Origin of the sequence: Prochlorococcus sp. MIT 1201 (assembly GCF_047303415.1) — a bacterium.
Taxonomy (GTDB): domain Bacteria; phylum Cyanobacteriota; class Cyanobacteriia; order PCC-6307; family Cyanobiaceae; genus Prochlorococcus; species Prochlorococcus marinus_D.
The window spans coordinates 1100148-1123683 of record NZ_CP138947.1; the positions used below are offsets into that span (position 1 = coordinate 1100148).

Here is a 23536-nt window from a genome sequence, read left to right on the forward strand (position 1 = left end):
AGCATCCTTTTATACAAGGCATTAATACCAAAGGTGAACGACATCGATTACCTAATTTTGGCGGCCCGTGCATAAACGCCTTGGTCTTCGTGCCGACACGCTTCGCATAAAAAACAAAAAACCAGTCATACCCAACGAGATTGCATCAGACGGAGGACAGCCCGAAAATGCCAGAAAACGACTTCTATAAAAGCGTTCCAAAAGGAAGCCCATACCGAATCAGACGGTATCAGACTTCCTTTGAAACGGAGAGGGAGGGATTCGAACCCTCGATAGAGTTGCCCCTATACAGCATTTCCAGTGCTGCGCCTTCGACCACTCGGCCACCTCTCCAGCGGCTTTCAGGCCCTCGTGAATGTAGCAGGGCTCTCCAGTAGACCCATACATGACACCAAAAAACAGAATCCCAGTCCACTAGCGACAAAGGAGATGACCTACCTTTGTGAGCACAAAGCAATTACTCCACTGGAAACGGAAACGCAGGAACAAGACACGCTCTATGGACTGGGGTTCAGAGGATCATTCAGTCTATAAATTCCTGATGGCATACCAAATTGATGGGTAGTGAAGCTTGAAACCTCTGAACTGCACCCTTGCTGCTGAGCAAGCTGGCTTGAACAATGAAGATCTGGCGCGCCTTGCAGATGTAGCGCGTAAGGCCTCTGAATGTGGTGGTGCCATTTTGATGGACCACTATGGACATCTTGAAAGCATCGAAAGCAAGGGGAGAACTGGCGATCTTGTCACCAATGCAGATCTAGCCGCTGAGAAGTGTGTACTCGAATTTCTCCAGCAGGAAACTCCTAACATTGCCCTTCTCGCAGAAGAAAGCGGATCATTTTCTGGCCAAGGTTCGCTTTGTTGGTGTGTTGACCCACTAGATGGAACAACCAATTTCGCTCATGGCTATCCGTTCTTCGCTACCTCGATTGGCCTCACTTGGCGGCAAACACCAATCCTTGGCGCTATAGCTGTGCCTTTCCTTAATGAGATCTACTGGGCAGCCCCAAGCCTGGGTGCATTTTGCAATCAAAAACCGATCAAGGTTTCATCATGCAAAAGCCTGGTTGATTCATTGCTTGTGACCGGTTTTGCCTATGACAGGCAAAACCGCTTAGACAACAACTACGCCGAATTCTGCTGGATGACACACCGAACCCGTGGCGTGCGACGTGGTGGTGCAGCAGCAGTGGACATGGCTTTTGTGGCTGCTGGGCGACTCGATGGTTATTGGGAACGCGGTCTTGCTCCATGGGATCTTGCTGCTGGAGTAGCCCTGGTGGAGCTAGCTGGAGGGAAGGTGACTGATTACCGCGGTGACACATTTGATCTGAATAGTGGCAGGGTGCTGGCCTGTCCGCCTGGAATGCAGAAACTGCTTGTTGATCAACTCAGCAAAGTAAAACCCCTTGAAGCGGATTCATTTGGCGCTCCCGAACTCAGGGGCATGGGATCCTGAAGTTACTCCGAGAAAATCAGGGATGGCCCTGCAACCGGCAGCGGGTGCTCGCGATCTGAACCCCCAGCAGGTCGAGCTAAACCAAAAACTTAGCCAGCGACTTGCCGAGGTTTATCGACTATGGGGCTACGACGAAGTCTCTCCTCCAAGGGTCGAGCGACTCGAAACCTTGAAAGCTGGTGGTGCTATTGCCAGTCAGGACATCGTGCGATTGGTGGCCGATGAACCCCTTGGTCTACGACCAGAGATGACAGCATCAATCGCTCGCGCCGCTTGTACAAGGCTTAAACAAAGACCTCGTCCCTTGAGGCTATGGGCTGCAGGAACAATTTTTGAAAGCCGTACTGCTGATGAAGGAAGCCTTTGCATCGAAGAAAACCTTCAAAGCGGTGTAGAGCTCTTCGGGGTCGAGCCCATCAATGCGGAAATGGAGCTTCTTTCCCTGCTGTTTTCAGCAGTGGAGACTCTCGAACTGAGTAAACGACACCAGCCACGTTTACTCGTTGGCCACACAGCATTAATGGATCTCATCATGATGCCATTTCAAAACGATCTACGCGAAAAAATAAGAACAGCATTGATCCACTATGACCGCCTTGCTCTTGAAAGCCTGCAACTGCCGAATGATCAATTCGAGCGCCTCCTCCATCACTTGGAGTGCCGTGGTGAACCCCTAGACGTGCTCGAACGCTTATCAGGCCTATTTGGAACTCAACAAGCACTCAATAACCTACAAAGGCTATTTGAACAGATGAGTCCACTGGCCGCTGATCAGGGGATTGACCTGCAACTGGATCCAACCTTTCAGCCCCATTTTGAGCTCTACACCGGGCTGGTGTTTCAGTTGGTATGTCAAAGCGATGCTGCACCTGTCGTGATTGCTCGTGGGGGGCGTTACGACAACCTTGTAGCTCGTTGCGGTGCCAAAGGGCTTCAAGCAGCAGGGGTGGGCTTTAGTTTCGCCATAGACGATATTCGTGAACTGCTGACCAAAGAGATCAAAGCGTCTGACGCTGTGGAAACAACCCTTGTTGCCTACGGCGAGCAAGCAACGCTGGAACATGCACTCAAGCGTCAGCGTCACTGGCACAAGCAGGGCCAGCGTGCTGTTGTTGAACTTGAAGCCTGTCGCGATCGTGAAGATGCCTTCAGCCGTCTATCAGATCGAGGCTGTAGCACACTGGACTGGTTAGATCATTAGGATTTCGAGAGTCTCGTCGTCCGATCTGCAAGGCCATGCCACACAGCATCGTGACAGAAATATGTGAAGGGGTTGCTGACTGTGCTCAGGCATGCCCTGTCGGCTGCATTCAGCCTGGTCAAGGCAAAAACAACAAAGGAAGAAATTTCTATTTGATTAATTTCGACATCTGTATTGATTGCGGTATCTGCCTCCAGGTCTGCCCCGTAGAAGGAGCTGTCCTTCCCGAGGAGCGACGGGACCTACAGCGAAGCAGCTGAATTAATCACTAGGTACGGTCACCCCACCTAAAACCAGCTTGAGAACTCAGGCAAAGACTACCTAAGGTCAAATCCTAAACAGTGAAACCAATGACTGTGCTGGAAGAAGGTCAAATCCAGATTCACACCGAGAATATTTTCCCGATCATCAAGAAAGCCGTTTATTCCGGCCACGAGGTTTTCTTGAGAGAGCTAGTCAGCAATGGCGTCGATGCAATAAGCAAAAGACGCATGGCAGCCATAGCAGGTGACTGCACTGAAGCTGAAGAAGGAGTTATTGATATCAAGATTGACCGAGAAGCAAAGACACTCACTATCTCTGACAACGGAATCGGCATGACAACCGATGAGGTTAAGAAGTACATTAATCAGGTAGCCTTCTCAAGTGCAGAAGACTTCCTTGAAAAATACAAGCAGGAAAGTGACGGAATCATTGGTCATTTTGGGCTAGGTTTTTATTCTTCATTCATGGTATCGAAGCATGTAGAGCTAGTCACTAAGTCTGCTTGTTCCGAGAGTAAAGCTATTCGTTGGAGCTGTGATGGCTCACCAAGATTTAACATCCAAGAAGCCGAACGCAATGAAGCAGGAACCGATGTCATCCTTCATCTTATGGATGAAGAGTTGGAATACATCGAGCCAAGTCGAATCCGTACTCTGATCACAAAATACTGTGACTTTATGCCTGTTGAGGTAAAACTCGAAGGCGAGTCAATTAATAAGCGAAATCCTCTTTGGAGGCGCAACCCAAGAGAAATCACTGATCAGGAGTATATCGAACTCTATAATTATCTATATCCATTCCAAGGTGATCCTCTTCTTTGGGTACACCTAAATACTGATTACCCCTATAACCTTCAGGGTATTCTCTATTTCCCTCGAATTGGTGGTCGCGCAGATTGGGAAAAAGGTGAGATAAAACTCTACTGCAATCAAGTATTTGTCAGTGATTCAATTAAAGAAGTAGTACCACACTACCTTCTTCCCCTAAGAGGTGTGATCGACTCACCTGACATTCCACTTAATGTCAGTCGTAGCGCATTACAAACAGACAGACGTGTTAGATCTATTGGGAATTTTGTTGCAAAGAAAGTTGCCGATCGTCTGCGAGGATTAAAGGCTGAACAACCTCTTTTCTATGCTGAAGCATGGGATGCGTTAGCACCATTCGTCAAAATAGGATCAATGGAAGATGAAAAGTTTGCTGATCAAGTTGCCGATCTAATCCTATTTGGTACGACTGCTCTGGCTTCAAAAGAAACAGATGGGGGCACTCCAGATCCAATTCCTTGTGGTGAAAAAGCCTTCACTACGCTGAGTGGATACAAAAGTCGTCTGAGTACAGAAGCCAACAATCGCATTCTTTACTGCACGGATGAAGTTGCCCAAGCGAGTGCCCTCAGCTTATGGACTTCACAGGGGGCTGAAATTCTTAAAACCGAAACGTTTATAGACAGCCAATTCCTTCCATGGCTTGAAGCGCGTCATGACGATCTCCGATTCCAGCGCGTTGATGCCGAATTGGATGACACTCTTAAAGAGGACAAACCTGAACTAACTGACCAGGAAGGAGAGACCAAGTCTGAAAGCCTGAGAACTCTAATGAAGCAATCACTTAATAACGACAAGGTCACCATACAAGTACAAGCACTTAAGGGAGATAACGCACCTCCCGCAATGATTTTGCTGCCAGAACAAATGCGACGTATGAACGACATTGGAGCTCTCATGGATCAAAGGCTGCCAGGTCTTCCCGAGCATCATGTCCTTCTTGTCAATCGTCGTCATCCACTTGTCGAAGGACTTTTGAAACTCAAATCTGGATCCGTGCTGGTCAGCACTTCAGGTGTGTCTCCAACCGAATCCTTGGCACAAGGCTTAGCCCGTCACCTATACGACATGGCTCGCCTCGGTGTAGGAGGTTTGGAGCCCAATGAACTTGCTGGATTCCAAAGCCGTAGTGCTGTGTTGATGGGACAGCTGATGGATCGAGCTTTTTAAAGGAAAGGTGGATTTGATAAAATATTAGTTTGGGTTAAGCGCCCTAGCTCTGTAGAGGATCAAGACATGTCCCGGGTGTGTCAGCTCACTGGAACTCGCGCCAACAACGGCATGGCTGTGAGCCATTCCCACATCCGCACAAAGAAGCTGCAACAGGCCAACCTGCAACAGCGGCGCCTCTGGTGGGCTGAAGGGAACCGTTGGTTGAAACTTCGTGTAAGTACCCGTGCACTGAAAACCATCCAAAAAAAAGGTCTCGGTGTCTATGCCAAATCGTTAGGGATTGACCTGAACAAGATCTAATCCCTAAATAATTCAGCAAACTAGTTACCATCAAGATGCTGGAGCATGGCATTAAGTTGTCTGAAAAAATGCTAAGCATGCTTAGAAGTCCAGAAAATAACCATGTGATAACTACTGCTAGTGTCGACTCATACGCAGTCAAAGATTGTGGAGAAGAGCAAATGAAAAGTTTGGTTGATAAAATAGAAGCAACGCAGCCATGAAGAGAAGGATATTTACGAAGATAGCTCTTCTATTCTCTTTGAGCAGTGTCGCACTATTTGCAAGTTGGGCCCTGAGTACTCGCCCTATTCAGATCAATATCTTGATGCCAGCTCCATTTGCTGAGTCAACAACTGATCTGGTACAACAATTCAACAAAGATCATCATGGCAGGATCCAACTACGGGTGACTCGAGGTCCACTTGAAACAGAAGCCGTATCTGATTTAGCCATCAGCAGTCTGCTTTTAGGTAAAAGTCCATTCGATGCACTTTTAATTGATGTAACTTGGTTGCCGAAATACGCCGCCGCAGGATGGCTTATTCCCTTGGATCCATGGATCGACCAACAAAAGATTGATTCCATTGCTCCGGGGGCAATGCTTGGAAATAATTTCGACGGGAAACTGTATCGATGGCCGCTTGTGGCGGACATGGGATTGCTTTATTGGCGGACTGATTTGATGAATAAACCACCGCGTACCCCTGAGGAACTTATTAAAGTTAGTCTTAAACTCCAAAAAGAAGGTCGTGTTGCTAATGGCTATGTCTGGCAAGGCCGTCAATATGAAGGCCTAAGTTGTGTATTTCTAGAAGTTCTTGACGGATTTGGAGGGCAATGGCTTGAACCCGAAACCGATAATGTTGGCCTCGACAGCTCCGCAAGTCTTAAGGCTGCAAGTTGGTTGCGTGAACTGATTCTCAGTGGAGCAAGCCCCAAAGCAGTGATCAACTATGCAGAAAATGAAGCTCTACAGGCGTTTAAGTCTGGAGATGTTGCGCTAATGCGTAACTGGCCTTATGCCTGGGGAGAACTTCAGAAGCCTAACAGCGATGTTAGAGGCAATGTTGGCGTAACCACGATGGTTGCTTCCGCTGGCAATCGATCCACATCAACCCTAGGAAGCTGGGGCTTCTCGATCCTCAAGGGCTCATCGAACCCTCAAGCAGCAGCAGAGGCAATTGCCTTCCTCACTTCAACATCTGCACAAAAAACACTGTTCTTGAACGAAAGTTATACGCCAACCAAAGTTGAACTATTCAAAGACCAAGAGCTGCTCTCAAAGTCACAAATTCTTCCGGAGCTTGCTAAAGCCCTAGAAAGCACTGATGAACGTCCATCAACTCCTCTTTATGCACAGATTAGTGATGTATTACAACGAAATCTTAGTTCGATTTTAACAGGCCAATCCATTGTTAGCGATGCAATGGCCAACGCCCAAGCAAACACCGAGAAGATTCTTATGGCGGCAAGAGAAACTAAATGATCCAATTGCTTCTATTGCCGGCAGCTCTATTAATTGCCTTGGTCTTTGGTATTCCTCTACTGCGTTATTCCTGGTTGAGCTTCCATGCTGATTCAGTCCTCACAGGCTTAGTTGCGATTCCTAATCATGGTGCGAATTGGCTTCGTCTACTGCACGACCAACGCTTCTGGCAAGACACCTATCAGACAGCCCGCTTCGCAACAGTTTCAGTCAGCCTAGAACTATTACTTGCTATAGCGATAGCCCTCTTACTCGATCAGCGTTGGCGGGGTCGAGGTGTTGTAAGGGCCATCAGTTTGCTCCCATGGGCTCTGCCAACGACTGTGATGGCTCTTGGCTGGCGTTGGATCTTTAATACACCTTACGGACCTATTGAGCAGTTCACAGAACTGATTGGACTACAACCTCTAAACATCCTCTCGAATCCATATATCACCTGGCTGGCCACGGTTGTTGGTGATGTATGGAAGACCACGCCATTTGCTGCTCTGATTCTTTTGGCTGGCTTGCAAACTATTCCCAATGATCTCTACGAAGCTTTCTATCTCGAAGGTGGCCATCCACGAGCCGCACTATTTCAGATCACCTTGCCGCTCTTGCAACCTTATTTACTCCTTAGTCTTTTATTTCGCCTTGCGCAGGCCTTCGGCGTTTTCGACTTGATTCAGGTGATGACTGGTGGGGGTCCGGCAGGAAGCACGGAAAGCCTTGCTTTATATGCTTATTTAAACGCAATGCGATTCCTCGATTTTGGCTATAGCGCCACCGTAATGATCAGCGGGTTTCTTCTACTTGTTATTGCCTGTCTGCTTGTTTGGCTGATCATCAACCAGGTCAGCCATTGGCGAGAGGCAATGAAATGATGCGTCAGCGAAATCTTTGGATCATTGTTCTCCTGCTTTGGTCTTTAGCACCTCTGCTTTGGCAGCTCTATACATCTTTTTGCACCCATGAAGCTCTTCTACAACCATTGGCTGAGCATAATCAGCGTTGGACACTTGACAACTATCGCCAGGTATTGACAGCCAACCCTCCCTTCTGGCGTTATCTATTGAACAGTGTCATCGTTGGCATTAGCTCAACAGGATTAACCCTACTGATTGCCATTCCAGCCGCCTATTCTCTTTCAAGGGTCTCGCAAAATATTGCCAGAACGGCCAAACTTATACTGCTTGGTGCAGCTCTATTTCCATATGTTCTGCTTTTTTTGGCGTTATTAGAACTTGCAAGGAGTTTCAACCTCGGAAACAATCTGCTTGCGCTCAGTTTTCCCTATGCTGGCTTATCTATGCCCTTGGCTGTGTTGTTGCTTTTATCAGCCTTCCGCGATCTACCTTCTGAACTAGAAGAAGCCGCGAGGCTTGAGGGTTTGGACTTATGGCAGAGATTGCGCTGGGTGTTAATTCCCCTAATCGGTCCTGCAACCGCAAGCACTGCCATCTTGGTCTTTCTCTTCTCCTGGAATGAATATCCAATCGCATTGACCTGGATTAGTCGAGCTGATCTCCTCACACTTCCAGTTGCCATAGCACGAATTGCAGGTTCATCGGTCTACTCAATTCCCTATGGCGCTTATGCAGCTGCCACCGTTCTAGGTGCTCTGCCGCTCTTGTTACTCGTGATCATCTTTCAGCGACAGATCGTTTCCGGTCTGACACAGGGAGCAATTAAAGGATGAATCTTGTTCTACAAAACATCGGTCGCCGTTTCGGTAGAAACTGGATTGTTCGTCATCTAGACCTTGAAGTGGGCGAGGGTGAATGCCTTGCCCTACTTGGACCAAGTGGATGTGGCAAGAGCACCACTCTCAGGCTAATAGCAGGACTCGACCAGCCCAACGAAGGTTCGATCACTATCGCTGGCGAGGATGTCACGAAGGTGTCCCCTGTTGACCGACGCATCGGCATGGTGTTTCAGAGCTATGCATTATTTCCCCATCTCACAGTTTTTGCCAATCTTGCACTTGGTCTTCAGGTTCGTGGAATATCCGCCACTGATCGCAAACAACGTGTGGCATCTGTTCTGGCATTAATGCAATTAGAGGATCTTGCAGAGCGACATCCGGCAGAACTCTCAGGTGGTCAACGTCAAAGAGTGGCACTCGCCAGAGCTCTGCTCAGAGATCCTCTGGTGTATCTACTTGATGAGCCAATGAGCAATCTGGATGCTCAGCTGCGCGAAGATCTGCGACCCCAGTTACGCCATTTAATTCTTCAAGGCAGTCAGCCAGTCATCTACGTCACACACGATCAACATGAAGCCATGGCCATGGCACATCGAATTGCCGTAATGCGAGATGGAAAGATCGAGCAAATCGGTACTCCCCAAGAGCTCTACAAAAATCCATTATCACTCTTTGTGGCCAGCTTTATAGGACGCCCACAGATCAACCTTCTGCCAGCAGAATCAGGCATTATCAAAGCAATTCGACCAGAACATCTTCAACTAAGTTCAGATGGGATTGCTTGCCGTCTTGTCTACAGGGAGTGGCTGGGAACATCCCAGTTGCTCATTCTTGAGAGCAACAGAGGTCCACTAAGGATGCTTTGCGCTAGCGAGATCACAATTCCCGAGACCATTATGCTCAATTGGTCCCCAGAAAAAGAACATCAATTCAATGCCAGCTCAGGAGAAAGATGTTGACAATAGGTTAAAACATTTGATTCGCAATTTTAATTCGCAAAGAATATCGCGAATTGTATTGATCAATAAGTTCATATGTCATTGTCATGTTTAACAATAATCAAAGAAGTGAAACTGAAGCTTGAACATTAATTAAAGACCTTGTCTATTATCTTACTGTGTTGAGAAGCTTGCTTGCGGATTGCTTCGATCTTTCCAAGGTCAGGAGGAACATCTAAGACCTGGCCCCATAGTCCAGCAAGCAAACGAATGTCAGGCAAAGATTGCAAATCAGTAAAGGGCACATTTGCCATCAAAGCTGCAGATGACACCTTCGGGTCGTAGCTGAGTGCCACTGTGGGACTACCAGCCAATTGGGCCAGGATTAGTGCATGCAGTCGCATGGGGAGCACCAATCTGGCCATCGTGAACTGATTCATAACATCTGTTAGTGAATCAAATGCAAAGGAATGACTTCTTGATCTCAAGCTGGAACTGATCAATCCTTGTCTATCTAGTGTTCGGAATAGCTGTTCATCCTGACGTTGATGAAAAGCAAGCCAATGAACTGGAGCATCAATATCTGTAAGGATCATCTCAAGGGCTTGGAGCAAATGCTGCCAGCCAAAGCGATCAAGCATTGAGGTGGAACGCCAACAGAGCACAACTGCTTGGCCACCCTCCCAGCTCCTAGAGGGAAGCTGCCAAACTGGATCTGGTGCCATCAGCATCGGAGAGGGTAGGCACCACTGCTCAGCAAGCTGAAAAGAGTCTGGATCTCTCCAGCTGATCGCCTGCACCCTGCGTAAGACTCTCCTAACCATCCATCGACTCAAGCGATAACGGAATGGCCCCAGGCCCTGCCCCCAAAGCACAACAGGAACGCCACGATGTTGGGCGATCACAATCAAGATCAAGTAGTAGATCAGGCTCTTAAAACTCGTGCTGTCCTGCAGCAAGCTGCCACCACCAAGAATCAAACCCTGAACTTGAAAAAGTGCCCTAATGCTCTCCAGCAATGAGCGTCGGTTAATGACTTGAGCCTTCGGAGCTAAACCCTTAATCACATTTGAATCATTTGCCGTGATCCAAGGCTGCAAACGTGAGGGAAGCTCCTGAAGTAAAACCTGCAAAAGAGCATCATCGCCAAGGTTGTGCTCGCCGTAGTAGCCGCATAACAGCACTGCCTTGCATTGCTTTGCCTGAACTGCCATAGCCAAGCAATAGCTGCATCAAACATTAACGGCGACCAAGCCTCCCTAGGCTGCTGCCATCGAGCGAATCACGTGCACGCCCTATCTCTAGGCACATGGTGGATCCACCTCGCATCCTTGTTCGAATGGATGCTTGCGATTGTGCTGGTGGTGCAATGGGGGAAAAGGAACCAAAACAGGGCAATGTCATGGTTGGCTCTAGCAATGCTCCCCAACTTGGTGAGTGCAATGACAGCCATCACCTGGCATATTTTTGACAACAGCAAAGCCCTTAGTGGAATTGTTGTGCTCCAAGCGTGGCTGACTCTGATTGGCAACTGCTGTTTGGCCGCAGCTACCTGGAATTTGATGCGTTCAGAACGACAGAAATCATGATTTTTGCCACTTCTACTGAGATTCTGAACTCCCTCATTGAGATGGACCCAGGTCCTCTATATGGCCTTTCTTTAATTCCCTATCTCGGTTTCCTGTGGTGGGCGCAACAGAGCAAGAGCTTGCCACGACTATCCATCTGGGGATTCCGGCTCACTCTTCTTTTTGTGTTTATGACAATTATTTTTTCGATCCTGGCTGATCAAATTTATGGACTTGAGCTGGTTGAAGTTGATGCTTTCCATGGGGCGGCAGAAGCCTTTCTAGTGCTAAGCGATGCCCTCGTGGTTTTGGGATTTATTCGTGCTGGCCAGCAACAGGTGGTGAAAAACTCTTAAGAGGTATGGCTTGTATGCCAAGAACTCCTATCAATGTCGGACAATAAGGCGTCGCTTCCACGGTCTAAATGTTCACGCACCTCCTGGCTGCAGCTGCTCCTTCCACATTCACCTGGTCGCCTGCGGTGGGCATGGTGATGATCGCTTGCAACGTGCTCGCATTTGTCATTGCTAAGGCCAACATCGAACACCAAAATGAAGGCTTCGACATGCCTAATAACAAATTCTATGGAGGCATGAGCCACGCCTCCGTTGTCGGATCCCAATGCTTAGGCCACATCCTTGGCATGGGCACAATCCTCGGATTAGCTTCACGCGGCGTTCTCTGAACAGCACTAGGGCTGGCGAATTCATCGCCAGCCCATTAAATAAGGAAGAAGACGGAGTCCGTAGCGCTCAAAGCGGTATTCGAACAACAATCGGCTCAGATCTTCAGCGCTGACTCGCATTGACAGCCCATTAATCAAACCTGACAAGCGTCGATCGCCTTTTTGATCGCACAAACCCCACCATGTTCGCTTTGCCAAGCGACCTGAAAGATTCCAGCGCCAACCCAAACGAAGACGCAGGAGCCGTTCAAATTGCATTAAGACCATGTTGTCTTTGTCTTGATTTGAACTGGGTGGATGACAGCAGGCTTCAACAAGCAAAGGAGTAAGCACCTCTGCACTAACGAGAGCATGACGGATGCCTTCTCCGCCAAGCAAATTGGCAGTACTAATAGCGTCGCCAACTCCAACAATCCTGCCAACAACGTGAGCTTCACTGCGCCTTAAGCTGCTGCGCAAGATTCCGCCATGTCTATCGATAACTGGTAGCTGATCAAGCTGGTTCTTGATAAGCAGGCGGTTCAAGATGCTGCTCATCGGTTCGAGGCACTCCTTCAGTGGAGGAGGCAGACGGCAAACTCCTACCTTCAACTGATTACCAGCCATGGGAAAAATCCAGCCATAACCATGTTGAATCCACTGGCATCCCAAAAAAAAACAAACCCGGTCACGCCAGTGAGCTGTTGTTTTTTGATCACCCTGCAGGATCCACTCAACGCCAGCACCTTCAAGCATGCAATCGGTATCAGAAAGCTTGGATCCTGCAGTTGAACCCAATAAAAGGCGGCGATGACCTGTGGCATCTACCACCCAGCTCACTCTCCTTTTTTGACACAAGCCATTGGGACCAATCAATTCAACGTTTGCGCCGTCATTGACCGTAAGAACGGTATGAACTCTCCAACCCAATAAAAATTCAACACCTGCTTCTATAGCTTGCTGCCAGAGCTGTTGACGTAGCGAGCCGAAGTTGAGAACCACACCAAGGTCATCTTGAGACCACCATTGATGTTGAATTCCATCTGGATCCACCAATTGCCAGCCATTCCAATGGCTGGCAATTGCTTCAGCAGGAATGCAGAGATCAGACACCGCCTGGATAGGGATGGCAGCACTAGAAAAAGCATTTTGATTGGCTTCTCTTAAGCGTTCAACAAGAGTTACAGCAATCCCCTGGCTAGCAAGTCGTTGTGCAAGTCGAGCTCCTGCTGGCCCTGCACCTGCAACCAAAACAGTCAATTGATCAGGTTGACAGGGCCTGCCGTGCTTCCTGCCCTACAAGAGAAGGCTTCGAATTCAAGCAAAAGTGTTCTTGAATTCGTTCAGACATCTGTGTTGGTGTGAGCCCCAGCGCTTCACGGCTCTGTTGGGGACTGGCATGATCTACCAATTGATCAGGGATTCCAATTCGGAACGTTGGAACCAAGACATCTTGATCACTAAGGGACTCAACCACAGCGGCACCAAAACCACCCGCAAGAGCACCCTCCTCCATCGTGACGACACGACCGATACGACGGGCTAACGGATGAATCAAGGCTTGATCAAGTGGTCTTAGGAAGCGAGCATTGATCACAGTGGCCTTGATACCTGCTTCCTGCAACAGCTGAGCTGTGATCATTGCTGCAGGCACCATCACTCCATAAGCAACGATTAAAAGATCATCACCTTCACAAAGCACTTCTCCTCGACCAATTGCCAAAGGCTCCCAGCCTTCATCAAGCAGAGGTACTCCCTCGCCTGATCCTCTTGGAATACGGAGAGCTGCAGGGCCTTGATGTTGAAGACATGTCACCAACATGCGTTGAAGTTCAGCCTCATCCTTGGGCGCCATCACGGTGAAATTAGGAATGGCCCGGAAATAACTGATGTCGTACTGACCCTGATGGGTCGGTCCATCAGCGCCAACAATGCCTGCGCGATCCATCACAAAGGTCACTGGCAGGTTCTGAATCCCCACGTCGTGAATCAACTGGTCGAAGGCGCGCTGCAGGAATGTGCTGTAAATCGCCAGCACAGGCTTGAGCCCCTCACAAGCCATCCCAGCAGCAAGAGTTACAGCATGCTGTTCAGCGATACCTACATCGATGTATTGCTCAGGGACAGCCTTTTGTAGGAGGTCAAGGCCAGTACCTGTGGCCATCGCGGCTGTGATCCCAACGACAGTGCTGTCCTGCTGACAAAGCTTGATGAGCGTCTCGCCAAACACCTTGCTGTAACTCGGTGGTTTCTTTCCTTTTGAGGGAAGAGCTTTCCCAGTACTTAGATCAAATGCAGATTGCGCGTGATAGCCAACTTGATCTGCTTCGGCATAGGGATAGCCCTTGCCTTTGGTCGTAACAACATGAACGAGGACAGGGCCACCAACTTTATGAGCCGTCTCAAAGGTTCGAACCATGCGTTCAATGTCATGGCCATCAATAGGGCCCATGTAGGTGAAGCCAAGCTCCTCAAAAACAGCCCCTACCTTCGGCACGGATAATCGGCGCATACTGCCCTTGAGCAGGTCGAGTTCGGCAGGCAGTTCCCCTCCCATGAAAGGCAGACTCTTGACCCTCTCCTCGACGCTATCCGAGATGAACTGCACAGGCGCGCTGTGGCGCATGCGGTTTAGATGGGTCGACAACGCTCCGACTGGCGGAGAAATCGACATGTCGTTGTCGTTGAGAACAACCAGAAAAGGTGTATTGGGCATATGGCCGGCATGATTAATCGCTTCTAGTGCTATGCCGCCAGTAAGAGCCCCATCACCAATTACAGCTACACATTTGAACGATTCACCACGACGCTCACGAGCAACGGCCATGCCGAGTGCCGCTGATATCGAGGTGCTGGCATGGCCGGCACCAAAATGATCGAAAGAACTTTCACAACGCTTCAGATAGCCAGCGACACCACCCTGCTGACGCAAGGTATTGAAGTCGCCATATCGACCAGTAATCAGCTTGTGTGGATAAGCCTGATGGCCAACGTCCCATACAACTCGATCATGATCTAGATCAAGAGTTTGATAAAGAGCAAGGGTGAGTTCAACAACACCGAGCCCAGGCCCCAAATGACCTCCACTGGTGGACACCACCTCAAGATGGCGTTCCCGTATCTGACGTGCTACATCCTCAAGCTCGGCAATGCTCAAGCCATGAAGCTGATTCGGATGGGTTAACTCGCTCAGACGCATTCGCGTTCCTGTCCCACTCCAACCCATTCAATCTAGGTCTTCTCAGCTATAGAACGACGAAAGCAACCCTGGCAAGTGCAAACAGTTGACGGATCTGAATATTGCAAGACTGTCGTGATGGACGATTATCTACAGAGGATTCTGAGGGCACGTGTCTATGACGTAGCCCATGAAACCCCCCTGGAACTGGCCAAAAACCTCAGTCGCCGTCTTCACAACAAGATCTGGTTGAAACGTGAGGACCTACAGCCAGTCTTCTCATTCAAGCTGCGTGGTGCGTATAACCGCATGTCCCTTCTCAGCCAAGAAGAGTTGCAGCGTGGCGTGATTGCTTCAAGTGCTGGAAACCACGCTCAGGGAGTGGCACTGAGCGCCTCTTATCTCAATTGCAGAGCTGTGATTGTGATGCCTATCACCACACCCGAAATGAAGGTACGGGCAGTCCGTGCTCTTGGCGCTGAAGTCGCACTTCATGGAGAGACCTACGACGAGGCCTACCAAGAGGCCATGCGTCGCAGTGAAAAAGATGGACTCACGTTTATCCACCCGTTTGATGATCCAGAGGTGATTGCTGGGCAAGGGACGATTGCTCTAGAAATCCTGCGCCAGATCCAAGATCCACCAGATGCAATCTATGTCGCAGTTGGCGGTGGCGGACTGATCGGAGGGATTGCCACCTATGTCAAAAGCTTGTGGCCGCAAGTCGAAATTATCGGTGTCGAGCCCTACGACGCTGCAGCAATGAAGCTCTCTCTTGAGGCTGGTGAACGTATTCAGCTGCCCAATGTTGGCCTATTTGCAGACGGAGTCGCTGTACGTCAAGTAGGCAAACTCACCTTCTCATTAGCCCAGATGCACGTAGACGCGATGGTGACGGTAAGCACTGATGAAATCTGTGCAGCGATCAAAGATGTTTTTGAAGATACCCGCTCAATTCTTGAACCAGCTGGCGCACTGGCAATTGCTGGCATGAAGGCAGATATCGCCAAACGTGATCTTCAAGACCGCACTCTTGTGGCCGTGGCCTGTGGCGCAAACATGAACTTTGAACGGCTTCGTTTTGTTGCCGAAAGAGCAGAGCTAGGGGAAGAAAGGGAAGCAATACTCGCTGTGGAAATCCCAGAGCAGGCAGGCAGCCTGCGAAAGCTCTGCAACGTCCTAGCAGGGAAAAATCTCACCGAATTCAGTTACCGAATGGCAGAAGGGGCTAGAGCTCAAATATTCATCGGGGTACAGGTTTTAGACCTGGATGATCGAACCAAGCTTTTAACGCGACTGCAGTCGTCAGGATTCGCATGCCTTGATCTCAGCAACGACGAGCTCACCAAAGGGCACCTTCGTCACATGGTCGGTGGTCGGCTTCCTGCCTCAGCCAAAACCCTTTGCCGAGATGGATGTCGCGAACTGCTCTATCGCTTTGAGTTCCCTGAGCGCCCAGGAGCTCTTATGACCTTTGTTAGTGCCCTTCACCCTGAATGGAGTATCAGCATCTTCCACTACCGCAATCACGGAGCAGATGTCGGCAGGATCGTTGTAGGTGTGTTGGTTCAGGACAACGAAATGGACGATTGGCAGCGCTTTCTTGAAGATCTGGGCTACCCAAACTGGGAAGAAACAAACAACCCCGCCTACTGCTTATTTCTGGGTGCACAGACCGTTTGATCGCGGTAACTTGGCATATTCCATAGCAGGGCCTGCCATGGCCACCGATTCCCCAGCTCAAGAGAGGGATGAGGTCTCCAGCTTCTCCTTACCAGCACGTTTAGAGGCCATTCTTTATTTGAAGGGTCGCCCTGTAACGCTCAAAGAGATGGCAGAGCTAGCCAATGAGACTGAAGAACTGATTGAGCAAGCGCTACTTGCGCTGACGGCAGGCTATGCACAGCGAGATACAGCCTTAGAGATCCAAGAGAACAATGGTCGATATAGCCTTCAATTGTGTCCAGGCCTTGGCGAGCTGGTCCACAACCTTTTACCCGTTGATCTTTCCATAGCAACACTCAGAACCCTTGCCACCATTGCCCTGAAAAAAAGAATTCTTCAATCGGAGCTGATCGATATACGGGGATCAGGCGCCTACGACCACATCAAAGAACTCGTTGCACAGAACTTCATCGAACGCAAACGACAGAGCGAGGGCAGGTCTTATTGGCTCACGCTCTCTGAAAAGTTCCATCGAACCTTCTCAGTACTTCCTGATTTGGGATCAGCCGAACCTTCTCAGGTTGCATAGAGTTCTATAGAAGCTTGAGTGACTCCATGAACGCGCTGGAAATCCTGTCCGAGGTTATACAAGTGCTCGTCCAGGCAATTGGGATTTATTCGTTCGTACTGATCGTCCGCATACTGCTGACCTGGTTTCCCAATGTCGACTGGTCAAATCCAATACTAAGCAGCATCAGCTCAATCACTGACCCATACCTCAATATCTTTCGAGGTTTGATTCCTCCCATAGGTGGCATAGATCTCTCTGCGATCCTGGCAATATTTGCCCTGCAAATCATGCAGGGATTGCTTACAAACACGTCTCAACTCGCTTTTAATGCTGGAATGAGCTATTACAGCTGATCTAGCGGTTGTTCCGAAGGGATCACTGCCTTGGTTCCCCATAAAAGACCAGGGTCTACAGCCTGTTCAAGCGGAAGCAGCTCATCATCGTCTCCAGCACGAGTACGAACAGGAGCCTTGAATCCCTTTACCTTTGCCCCCTTCACTTGTAAAGGCTCTGGAGTTCCTGCCGGAATCGCCAACCGCACTGCAAAAATACTTGACCCGGGTTGCACGTCGCCAATAGAACCAACCCGAGCGCGGTTTGGCAAAACAGGTTCACCACTTGGATCCAAGATCTGAGCAAAAACATCGCTATCAATCACGGCAGAGTTGCCTGGATTGGTCACCTCACCTGAAAGCACATAGCAACTGGCGCCGATAGGCCTAGTCAGACTGGGTTGCGCACCTGGATCCTTTTGATCACAAGCATCGATACTCAACTGATCCACACTGAGGGTTGCCGCTAAGGCTTGATCACTGAAAACCAGATTAAAAACCAGTAAAACAGCAGTGAGCACCACCTTGAAGATGGAGCTTTGCAAAAAATTCTCCTTCATCGTTGATCACCACTTCCTGAGATCTGGCCACGTGATGCCCTGCTAGCCAGCTTATCGAGATTGGCTTGAGCCACATCTTCTAAATCAAAACCCAGCTCACTAGCCAACTGGGCTACATACCAAAGCACATCTCCCAACTCAAGCTTGATTGCTTGGCGTGTATCAAGGTCAAAAACACCTTGTTGATCGCGAAGGACCTTCTTGACCTTGTCCGCGACTTCACCTGCCTCACCTGTGAGCCCAAGGGTTGGATAAATCGGGTTCTGACCCACATTCGGATAGCGGGCCGTAGCTCGAGCTCCATGCTGGTAATGATTAATGTCCATAGAAAATCATTGGCAACGCTGTCAATAACTACGTTTTGAGGCCTGGATGGTAGTTTCCGCGATGTTTCAGGTCCCGTTGATGGCCCAGATTGATCTGACACGACGGACCAAAATTGTTGCCACCATAGGTCCGGCAACCGAGAGCGCCGAACGAATCCGAGAACTCGTTGAGGTAGGTGCTACCACCTTCCGGCTGAATTTCTCACACGGCGACCATGACGAGCACGCCAAGCGCATCTCCACCATCCGTCAGGTTTCTGATGAATTGGGAATGCACATCGGCATTCTTCAAGACTTGCAAGGCCCCAAAATTCGCCTGGGTCGTTTTGATAAGGGGCCTATCACTCTGGCCAATGGCGATTCCTTCGCACTGACCTCCAAACAAGTTCAATGCAATCAGTCAGTGGCAACCGTCACTTACGACAAGCTTGCAGACGAAGTCACGACCGGCAGCCGAATCTTGCTTGATGACGGTCGAGTGGAGATGAAAGTCTTAAAAATCGATCAAAGCGAACAAACCTTGCACTGCATCGTCACGGTGGGAGGGGTGCTCTCAAATAACAAGGGAGTGAATTTCCCTGATGTACAGCTTTCGGTTCGCGCCCTTACAGAGAAAGATCGCCAAGATCTCGCCTTTGGCCTCCAGCAAGGGGTGGACTGGGTCGCACTGAGCTTTGTGCGAAACCCTTCGGACATGAAAGAGATCCGCAAACTCATCCGCGATCATGGGCACAGCACCCCAGTGATCGCGAAGATCGAGAAATTTGAGGCGATTGATCAAATCGATTCAATCCTTCCTCTCTGTGATGGAGTCATGGTTGCAAGGGGGGACTTAGGCGTTGAGATGCCAGCCGAAGAAGTGCCTCTACTGCAAAAGGATTTGATTCGCAAGGCCAACAGCCTTGGAATTCCAATCATCACAGCCACCCAGATGCTCGACTCGATGGCCTCAAGCCCGAGGCCCACCAGAGCAGAAGTCAGTGATGTAGCAAATGCGATCCTTGATGGTACTGATGCAGTGATGCTCTCGAACGAAACCGCTGTAGGAGACTATCCAGTGGAGGCGGTTCAAACGATGGCCACCATTGCCAGACGGATTGAACGGGACTATCCACAGCGTCCAATCGAAACTTATCTAGCCAGCACCATTTCCAACGCGATTAGTTCAGCCGTAAGCAGCATCGCCAGTCATCTCAACGCGGCAGCAATCGTGCCACTAACTGAAAGTGGTGCAACTGCTCACAACGTCAGTAAATTCCGCCCAGCAGCGCCAATTTTGGCCGTAACCAACGAATTGGCTGTAGCAAGAAAACTTCAATTGGCATGGGGTGTTACCCCACTGCTTGTCCCAACCCAAAAAAGTACCACTGCAACCTTTAGTGCTGCAATTGCTGTTGCCCAGGAATTGGGTCTTCTCAAAGAAGGAGATCTAACAATTCAAACTGCAGGAACCCTTGCTGGCGTGAGCGGGTCCACAGATCTTGTCAAAGTAGGAATTGTCAGTGCAGTACTTGGCCAAGGGATCGGTATTGGCAATGGAACCGTTAGCGGCAAGGTCAGATTTGCTTTCTCACCAAACGACTCAACAAAAATTGAACCAGGGGAGATCCTGGTCATTCATGAAACAAGCGATGACTATCTCGATGCAATCAGAAAGTCTGCAGGAGTGATTACAGAACAAGAAGGAGAGGAATACCACGCAGAAATGATCTCAAAACGCCTAGGGATTCCGTTCATCATTGGGATAGCACATGCCACGAGAAACCTGCTTGAAGGAGAGGTGGTAACAATGCAGCTCAGTAATGGCAAAGTTCATCGCGGCACAGGCGGCAAGCTGCCAATGAAGCTCGACTCAATGGACTGAGGGCTCATGAATAGCTCACTTCCGCTCATCGAAACGGTGAGCATGGCGTTCTCAACCCTTAAAGCCAATCGCCTACGTAGTCTCCTGACAATGCTCGGCATTGTGATCGGCAATGCTTCTGTCATCACCCTGGTAGGGGTTGGCAGGGGGGCTCAGAATCTGGCTGAGGCTCAACTAAGCAACCTGGGCGCCAATGTGTTGTTTGTGGTGCCTGGCAACAACGACACTCGTCGTCGCGGTGTGGCCTTCCCGCGAAATCTCGTCATCGAAGATTCAGATGCAATCGCTGAGCAAGTTCCAAGCGTGAAAGAAGTCGCACCACAGATCAGCTCAAGCGAGGTGATTCAAGCGGGTGCCCAAAGTGCTACGAGTTCAATCTCTGGGGTGACCCCATCGTTTCTACCAGTGCGCAACTTCGAAGTAGCCCGTGGAAGATTTATTAGTGATATAGATCTTCGTAGCGCACGCAATGTGGTTGTGATTGGTCCCGACCTTGTCAACAAACTCTTTCCAACGAGTGCTGCAGTCGGCAAGACTCTACGAATTAAGGATAAATCATTTGAAGTAATCGGTGTAATGGCTCCTAAAGGAGCGGTGTTTGGAAACAATCAAGATGAAAACGCTTATATTCCACTCACAACAATGGTTAGCCGACTCACAGGCAGAGATCCAACCTATGGCGTCAGCCTTAGTTTTATCAGTGTGGAAGCCAAAAATGAAGAAAGCACGGGGGCAGCAAAATTCCAGATCACCAACCTGCTCCGTCAACGACATCGAATCCTGAGAGATGACGACTTTGCAGTTCGATCACAGAAAGATGCCCTCAGCATCGTCAACACAATCACCGGAGGACTGACCCTCATGTTGGCAGCAATCGGAGGGATATCGCTGCTAGTAGGAGGAATCGGAATCATGAATATCATGCTGGTTGCGGTCAGTGAACGCACTGAGGAAATCGGACTAAGAAAGGCCCTAGGAGCTCGCAATAGCGATGTATTGAGCCAATTCCTAATCGAGTCACTCGTTCTTGCAAGCTTTGGTGGCATCATTGGCACAGCTGTAGGTGTTGGCGCCGTCACAACAATCGGAGTTTTGACCCCTCTCCCGGCAGCAATCGGAATAAACGTCGTTCTAATCACCGTTAGTCTCTCTGGATCAATTGGTTTGATCTTTGGTGTTTTGCCCGCCAGACGTGCAGCAAGACTTGACCCAATCGTTGCCCTCCGGCGCCTATAAATCCTTTTTGATTTTCAGAGAATAGGCAAATCAAAAAAGGGGTAGCAATCACAACTCCCCAGCTGCGAAAACAATGAGGTCAAGCGCCCAACGCAAGCAAAGCGGGTTGCTTGGGATTGATGACTCAATCAGCCAACGCGTTCTTTCTGTAAAAAACAAAACGGTTTTTGGCTCAAAGATGTTGGTAGCTCAAAGCAGCATCTAAAAGCGGAAGTGGGAATCTGAGCTCAAAAGCTCAGAAAGATGGAGCCAGAAGAGGATCTAGCAGCCAACGATCTAACCATCGACACCGTTACAGTCAGTGAACCATCCCATAGCAGATGAATCAACGCTGGCGTCTCATTGCTCTCTGGCTGCTGCCCATCGGTGTTGCCTTGCTGCTCGCCTGGCAAATTTTAGGAAATGGCAAGCTCACAGGAGAGCAGCCGAGTAACACAACTCTGGCTCCGCGTAATGCTGCGGTTACTCGGATGAGCTACGGCCGCTTCCTCGACTATGTGGAAGCAGGAAGAGTCACCGCCGTGGATATTTACGACGGTGGACGGAATGCAGTAGTGGAAGCCGTAGATCCTGAACTCGACAATCGCGTACAACGGCTAAGAGTTGATCTCCCCGGTCTTGCTCCGGAGTTAATCAACACACTCAAGAGCGAGGGGATCAGTTTCGATATTCATCCTGCTCGTACCACTCCGCCGGCGCTTGGCTTATTAGGCAATCTCCTCTTCCCGTTACTCCTCATTGGCGGCCTAATTCTGCTGGCCCGTCGATCAAGCTCAATGCCTGGAGGCCCAGGGCAGGCAATGCAGTTCGGCAAGACAAAAGCCCGCTTCGCAATGGAAGCTGAAACTGGAGTCAAATTTGATGATGTTGCAGGTGTAACTGAAGCAAAACAGGATCTTGAGGAAGTGGTGACATTCCTGAAGAAACCCGAACGCTTCACCTCGGTAGGTGCTCAAATTCCGAGAGGTGTTCTGCTGGTAGGGCCTCCAGGCACTGGTAAAACACTGCTTGCCAAAGCCATTGCAGGAGAAGCAAGTGTTCCCTTCTTCTCACTTTCTGGTTCGGAATTTGTAGAGATGTTCGTTGGTGTCGGCGCGAGTCGAGTCCGAGATTTATTCAAACGGGCAAAAGAGAACACACCCTGCCTAATCTTTATTGATGAAATTGATGCCGTAGGCCGACAACGTGGTGCCGGAATAGGTGGCGGGAATGATGAGCGAGAACAAACTCTAAACCAACTGTTAACAGAAATGGACGGATTTGAAGGTAATAGCGGAATCATTATTATTGCAGCAACAAACCGTCCTGATGTACTGGATTCTGCGCTAATGCGACCAGGGCGTTTTGACAGGCAAGTCAGTGTGGATTCACCAGACATCAAAGGACGACTTGCAATTCTTGAAGTTCACGCACGTGACAAGAAACTTGAAGAAGATCTTTCCTTAAAGAATGTAGCCCGAAGGACACCTGGATTTACCGGGGCAGACCTTGCCAACCTACTTAATGAGGCGGCAATCCTCACGGCTAGACGTCGTAAAAAGGCTATCAGCCTTGATGAAATTGACGATGCCGTTGACAGAATCATCGCGGGCATGGAAGGGCGCCCACTCACTGATGGACGTAGCAAGAGATTGATCGCTTACCACGAAGTTGGACATGCGCTAATAGGAACATTAGTCAAAGATCATGACCCTGTCCAAAAAGTGACTCTGATACCACGAGGTCAGGCTCAGGGGCTTACATGGTTTGCTCCAGATGAAGAGCAAATGCTGGTGACTCGAGCCCAACTCAAGGCTCGAATCATGGGAGCACTAGGAGGCAGAGCAGCAGAAGATGTTGTTTTTGGCGATGCAGAGATCACAACAGGTGCAGGTGGAGACATCCAGCAAGTAGCATCCATGGCACGCCAAATGGTGACACGTTTTGGCATGAGCGATTTAGGGCCAGTCTCTCTGGAGAGCGGAAATCAAGAAGTATTTATTGGACGAGACCTGATGACTCGAAGCGAGATTTCAGATGCAATATCCCGCCAAATAGATGAGGCAGTTCGGGAAATGGTTAAGCATTGCTATAGCGAAACTGTAAAAATCGTCAAGCAACATCGGGAAGCTATGGATAGACTCGTTGAAATCCTCATCGAAAAGGAAACCATAGACGGAGAAGAATTTCTTTCAGTAGTATCAGAGTTTACATCTGTTCCAGAGAAGGAAAGAAGCATACCTATCCTCCAGAGCCAATAGAACTAGCATTTAAATAAT

The 23536-nt window shown here is 49.3% G+C and carries 24 protein-coding genes and 1 tRNA gene; 19 read left to right on the plus strand and 6 right to left on the minus strand.

Features of this window, described 5'->3' with window-relative positions; all coding sequences use genetic code 11:
- Nucleotides 1–246: 246 nt before the first annotated feature.
- Nucleotides 247–333: transfer RNA gene (locus SIB41_RS05270), tRNA-Ser, on the minus strand.
- Here SIB41_RS05270 and SIB41_RS05275 point away from each other — a divergent pair.
- The 10 genes from SIB41_RS05275 to SIB41_RS05320 all read left to right on the plus strand — a co-directional run bounded on the left by SIB41_RS05275 (nucleotide 301) and on the right by SIB41_RS05320 (nucleotide 9335).
- Nucleotides 301–534, plus strand: coding sequence for a hypothetical protein (locus SIB41_RS05275; protein WP_413361020.1), 234 nt, complete (start codon nucleotides 301–303; stop codon nucleotides 532–534). The genes SIB41_RS05270 and SIB41_RS05275 overlap by 33 nt on opposite strands.
- Nucleotides 535–571: 37 nt before the next feature.
- Entirely contained in the window at nucleotides 572–1459 is an 888-nt protein-coding gene (locus tag SIB41_RS05280; protein ID WP_413361023.1) for an inositol monophosphatase family protein, read from the plus strand.
- A gap of 22 nt (nucleotides 1460–1481) precedes the next feature.
- Nucleotides 1482–2660, plus strand: coding sequence for an ATP phosphoribosyltransferase regulatory subunit (locus SIB41_RS05285; RefSeq protein ID WP_413361025.1), 1179 nt, complete (start codon nucleotides 1482–1484; stop codon nucleotides 2658–2660).
- A gap of 35 nt (nucleotides 2661–2695) precedes the next feature.
- Complete coding sequence (locus tag SIB41_RS05290; RefSeq protein ID WP_011130075.1) at nucleotides 2696–2920, plus strand: indolepyruvate ferredoxin oxidoreductase subunit alpha; 225 nt, start codon at nucleotides 2696–2698, stop codon at nucleotides 2918–2920.
- 90 nt (nucleotides 2921–3010) lie between these two features.
- The gene (gene htpG, locus SIB41_RS05295) at nucleotides 3011–4921 is read left to right on the plus strand and encodes a molecular chaperone HtpG (protein WP_011130074.1); all 1911 of its coding nucleotides are present in this window, start codon (nucleotides 3011–3013) and stop codon (nucleotides 4919–4921) included.
- Nucleotides 4922–4987: 66 nt separating this feature from the next.
- The gene (gene rpmB / locus SIB41_RS05300) at nucleotides 4988–5224 is read left to right on the plus strand and encodes a 50S ribosomal protein L28 (protein ID WP_011130073.1); all 237 of its coding nucleotides are present in this window, start codon (nucleotides 4988–4990) and stop codon (nucleotides 5222–5224) included.
- 199 nt (nucleotides 5225–5423) lie between these two features.
- On the plus strand, nucleotides 5424–6692 hold the full coding sequence (locus SIB41_RS05305) for an ABC transporter substrate-binding protein (protein WP_413361028.1): 1269 nt from the start codon (nucleotides 5424–5426) through the stop codon (nucleotides 6690–6692).
- Entirely contained in the window at nucleotides 6689–7555 is an 867-nt protein-coding gene (locus SIB41_RS05310) for a carbohydrate ABC transporter permease (RefSeq protein ID WP_413361030.1), read from the plus strand. The genes SIB41_RS05305 and SIB41_RS05310 overlap by 4 nt, the downstream gene beginning before the upstream one ends.
- Nucleotides 7552–8370, plus strand: coding sequence for a carbohydrate ABC transporter permease (locus SIB41_RS05315; RefSeq protein WP_413361032.1), 819 nt, complete (start codon nucleotides 7552–7554; stop codon nucleotides 8368–8370). Before SIB41_RS05310 ends, SIB41_RS05315 begins: the two co-directional genes overlap by 4 nt.
- Nucleotides 8367–9335, plus strand: coding sequence for an ABC transporter ATP-binding protein (locus SIB41_RS05320; protein WP_413361034.1), 969 nt, complete (start codon nucleotides 8367–8369; stop codon nucleotides 9333–9335). Before SIB41_RS05315 ends, SIB41_RS05320 begins: the two co-directional genes overlap by 4 nt.
- 128 nt (nucleotides 9336–9463) lie before the next feature.
- Here the strand turns inward: SIB41_RS05320 and csaB are convergent, their stop codons facing one another.
- A complete protein-coding gene (gene csaB, locus SIB41_RS05325) occupies nucleotides 9464–10528 on the minus strand; it encodes a polysaccharide pyruvyl transferase CsaB (RefSeq protein WP_413361036.1) in 1065 nt (354 codons plus the stop codon).
- A 72-nt stretch (nucleotides 10529–10600) separates the two neighbouring features.
- On the opposite strand from csaB, the gene SIB41_RS05330 reads away from it, so the two are divergent.
- From SIB41_RS05330 to psaK, 3 genes are all read left to right on the plus strand, one after another.
- Nucleotides 10601–10903: a DUF2499 domain-containing protein gene (locus SIB41_RS05330; RefSeq protein WP_413361038.1), complete on the plus strand. Its 303-nt coding sequence runs from the start codon at nucleotides 10601–10603 to the stop codon at nucleotides 10901–10903.
- Nucleotides 10900–11238, plus strand: a complete 339-nt coding sequence (locus tag SIB41_RS05335; RefSeq protein WP_011130066.1) for a DUF3593 domain-containing protein — start codon at nucleotides 10900–10902, stop codon at nucleotides 11236–11238. Before SIB41_RS05330 ends, SIB41_RS05335 begins: the two co-directional genes overlap by 4 nt.
- A 68-nt stretch (nucleotides 11239–11306) precedes the next feature.
- Nucleotides 11307–11567 (plus strand): photosystem I reaction center subunit PsaK, encoded by a 261-nt coding sequence (psaK, locus tag SIB41_RS05340; protein WP_011130065.1) that lies wholly within the window; start codon nucleotides 11307–11309, stop codon nucleotides 11565–11567.
- Between the two features lie 21 nt (nucleotides 11568–11588).
- Here psaK and SIB41_RS05345 read toward each other — a convergent pair whose 3' ends face one another.
- Together SIB41_RS05345 and dxs are read right to left on the minus strand one after the other, a co-directional pair.
- Nucleotides 11589–12806 carry an NAD(P)/FAD-dependent oxidoreductase gene (locus tag SIB41_RS05345; RefSeq protein WP_413361042.1) on the minus strand — a complete coding sequence of 406 codons (1218 nt, stop codon included), beginning with the start codon at nucleotides 12804–12806 and terminating at the stop codon, nucleotides 11589–11591.
- Nucleotides 12807–12810: 4 nt separating this feature from the next.
- Nucleotides 12811–14745, minus strand: a complete 1935-nt coding sequence (gene dxs / locus SIB41_RS05350; protein WP_413361410.1) for a 1-deoxy-D-xylulose-5-phosphate synthase — start codon at nucleotides 14743–14745, stop codon at nucleotides 12811–12813.
- Between the two features lie 117 nt (nucleotides 14746–14862).
- Between dxs and ilvA the strand changes: the two genes are divergently transcribed.
- From ilvA to SIB41_RS05365, 3 genes are read left to right on the plus strand one after another with little or no spacing between them, the layout of a single operon-like run.
- Nucleotides 14863–16407, plus strand: a complete 1545-nt coding sequence (gene ilvA, locus SIB41_RS05355; protein WP_413361045.1) for a threonine ammonia-lyase, biosynthetic — start codon at nucleotides 14863–14865, stop codon at nucleotides 16405–16407.
- Between the two features lie 37 nt (nucleotides 16408–16444).
- Nucleotides 16445–16978 carry an SMC-Scp complex subunit ScpB gene (gene scpB, locus SIB41_RS05360; RefSeq protein WP_063403949.1) on the plus strand — a complete coding sequence of 178 codons (534 nt, stop codon included), beginning with the start codon at nucleotides 16445–16447 and terminating at the stop codon, nucleotides 16976–16978.
- A gap of 26 nt (nucleotides 16979–17004) precedes the next feature.
- Nucleotides 17005–17313, plus strand: a complete 309-nt coding sequence (locus tag SIB41_RS05365) for a YggT family protein (RefSeq protein WP_231901311.1) — start codon at nucleotides 17005–17007, stop codon at nucleotides 17311–17313.
- On the opposite strand, the gene SIB41_RS05370 is transcribed toward SIB41_RS05365, so the two are convergent.
- A complete protein-coding gene (locus SIB41_RS05370) occupies nucleotides 17304–17852 on the minus strand; it encodes a hypothetical protein (protein ID WP_063403948.1) in 549 nt (182 codons plus the stop codon). The genes SIB41_RS05365 and SIB41_RS05370 overlap by 10 nt on opposite strands.
- Nucleotides 17849–18178, minus strand: coding sequence for a nucleoside triphosphate pyrophosphohydrolase family protein (locus SIB41_RS05375; RefSeq protein WP_011130058.1), 330 nt, complete (start codon nucleotides 18176–18178; stop codon nucleotides 17849–17851). The genes SIB41_RS05370 and SIB41_RS05375 overlap by 4 nt, the downstream gene beginning before the upstream one ends.
- Nucleotides 18179–18257: 79 nt before the next feature.
- On the opposite strand from SIB41_RS05375, the gene pyk reads away from it, so the two are divergent.
- The 3 genes from pyk to ftsH all read left to right on the plus strand — a co-directional run bounded on the left by pyk (nucleotide 18258) and on the right by ftsH (nucleotide 23518).
- Entirely contained in the window at nucleotides 18258–20042 is a 1785-nt protein-coding gene (pyk, locus tag SIB41_RS05380; protein ID WP_063420350.1) for a pyruvate kinase, read from the plus strand.
- Between the two features lie 6 nt (nucleotides 20043–20048).
- Nucleotides 20049–21278 (plus strand): ABC transporter permease, encoded by a 1230-nt coding sequence (locus tag SIB41_RS05385; protein WP_413361048.1) that lies wholly within the window; start codon nucleotides 20049–20051, stop codon nucleotides 21276–21278.
- 320 nt (nucleotides 21279–21598) lie between these two features.
- A complete protein-coding gene (gene ftsH / locus SIB41_RS05390) occupies nucleotides 21599–23518 on the plus strand; it encodes an ATP-dependent zinc metalloprotease FtsH (RefSeq protein WP_413361051.1) in 1920 nt (639 codons plus the stop codon).
- The last annotated feature ends 18 nt before the right edge of the window (nucleotides 23519–23536 follow it).

Bases quoted from the DNA above. Each gene is read 5' to 3' on its own strand.
- psaK (WP_011130065.1), top strand. From the start codon at position 11,307: ATGTTCACGCACCTCCTGGCTGCAGCTGCTCCTTCCACATTCACCTGG.
- pyk (WP_063420350.1), top strand. From the start codon at position 18,258: ATGGCCCAGATTGATCTGACACGACGGACCAAAATTGTTGCCACCATA.
- SIB41_RS05370 (WP_063403948.1), bottom strand. From the start codon at position 17,852: ATGAAGGAGAATTTTTTGCAAAGCTCCATCTTCAAGGTGGTGCTCACT.
- SIB41_RS05315 (WP_413361032.1), top strand. From the start codon at position 7,552: ATGATGCGTCAGCGAAATCTTTGGATCATTGTTCTCCTGCTTTGGTCT.
- SIB41_RS05335 (WP_011130066.1), top strand. From the start codon at position 10,900: ATGATTTTTGCCACTTCTACTGAGATTCTGAACTCCCTCATTGAGATG.
- SIB41_RS05290 (WP_011130075.1), top strand. From the start codon at position 2,696: ATGCCACACAGCATCGTGACAGAAATATGTGAAGGGGTTGCTGACTGT.
- SIB41_RS05365 (WP_231901311.1), top strand. From the start codon at position 17,005: ATGAACGCGCTGGAAATCCTGTCCGAGGTTATACAAGTGCTCGTCCAG.
- rpmB (WP_011130073.1), top strand. From the start codon at position 4,988: ATGTCCCGGGTGTGTCAGCTCACTGGAACTCGCGCCAACAACGGCATG.
- SIB41_RS05385 (WP_413361048.1), top strand. From the start codon at position 20,049: ATGAATAGCTCACTTCCGCTCATCGAAACGGTGAGCATGGCGTTCTCA.
- ftsH (WP_413361051.1), top strand. From the start codon at position 21,599: ATGAATCAACGCTGGCGTCTCATTGCTCTCTGGCTGCTGCCCATCGGT.
- dxs (WP_413361410.1), bottom strand. From the start codon at position 14,745: ATGCGTCTGAGCGAGTTAACCCATCCGAATCAGCTTCATGGCTTGAGC.
- scpB (WP_063403949.1), top strand. From the start codon at position 16,445: ATGGCCACCGATTCCCCAGCTCAAGAGAGGGATGAGGTCTCCAGCTTC.
- ilvA (WP_413361045.1), top strand. From the start codon at position 14,863: ATGGACGATTATCTACAGAGGATTCTGAGGGCACGTGTCTATGACGTA.
- htpG (WP_011130074.1), top strand. From the start codon at position 3,011: ATGACTGTGCTGGAAGAAGGTCAAATCCAGATTCACACCGAGAATATT.
- SIB41_RS05320 (WP_413361034.1), top strand. From the start codon at position 8,367: ATGAATCTTGTTCTACAAAACATCGGTCGCCGTTTCGGTAGAAACTGG.
- SIB41_RS05375 (WP_011130058.1), bottom strand. From the start codon at position 18,178: ATGGACATTAATCATTACCAGCATGGAGCTCGAGCTACGGCCCGCTAT.
- SIB41_RS05285 (WP_413361025.1), top strand. From the start codon at position 1,482: ATGGCCCTGCAACCGGCAGCGGGTGCTCGCGATCTGAACCCCCAGCAG.
- csaB (WP_413361036.1), bottom strand. From the start codon at position 10,528: ATGGCAGTTCAGGCAAAGCAATGCAAGGCAGTGCTGTTATGCGGCTAC.
- SIB41_RS05305 (WP_413361028.1), top strand. From the start codon at position 5,424: ATGAAGAGAAGGATATTTACGAAGATAGCTCTTCTATTCTCTTTGAGC.
- SIB41_RS05310 (WP_413361030.1), top strand. From the start codon at position 6,689: ATGATCCAATTGCTTCTATTGCCGGCAGCTCTATTAATTGCCTTGGTC.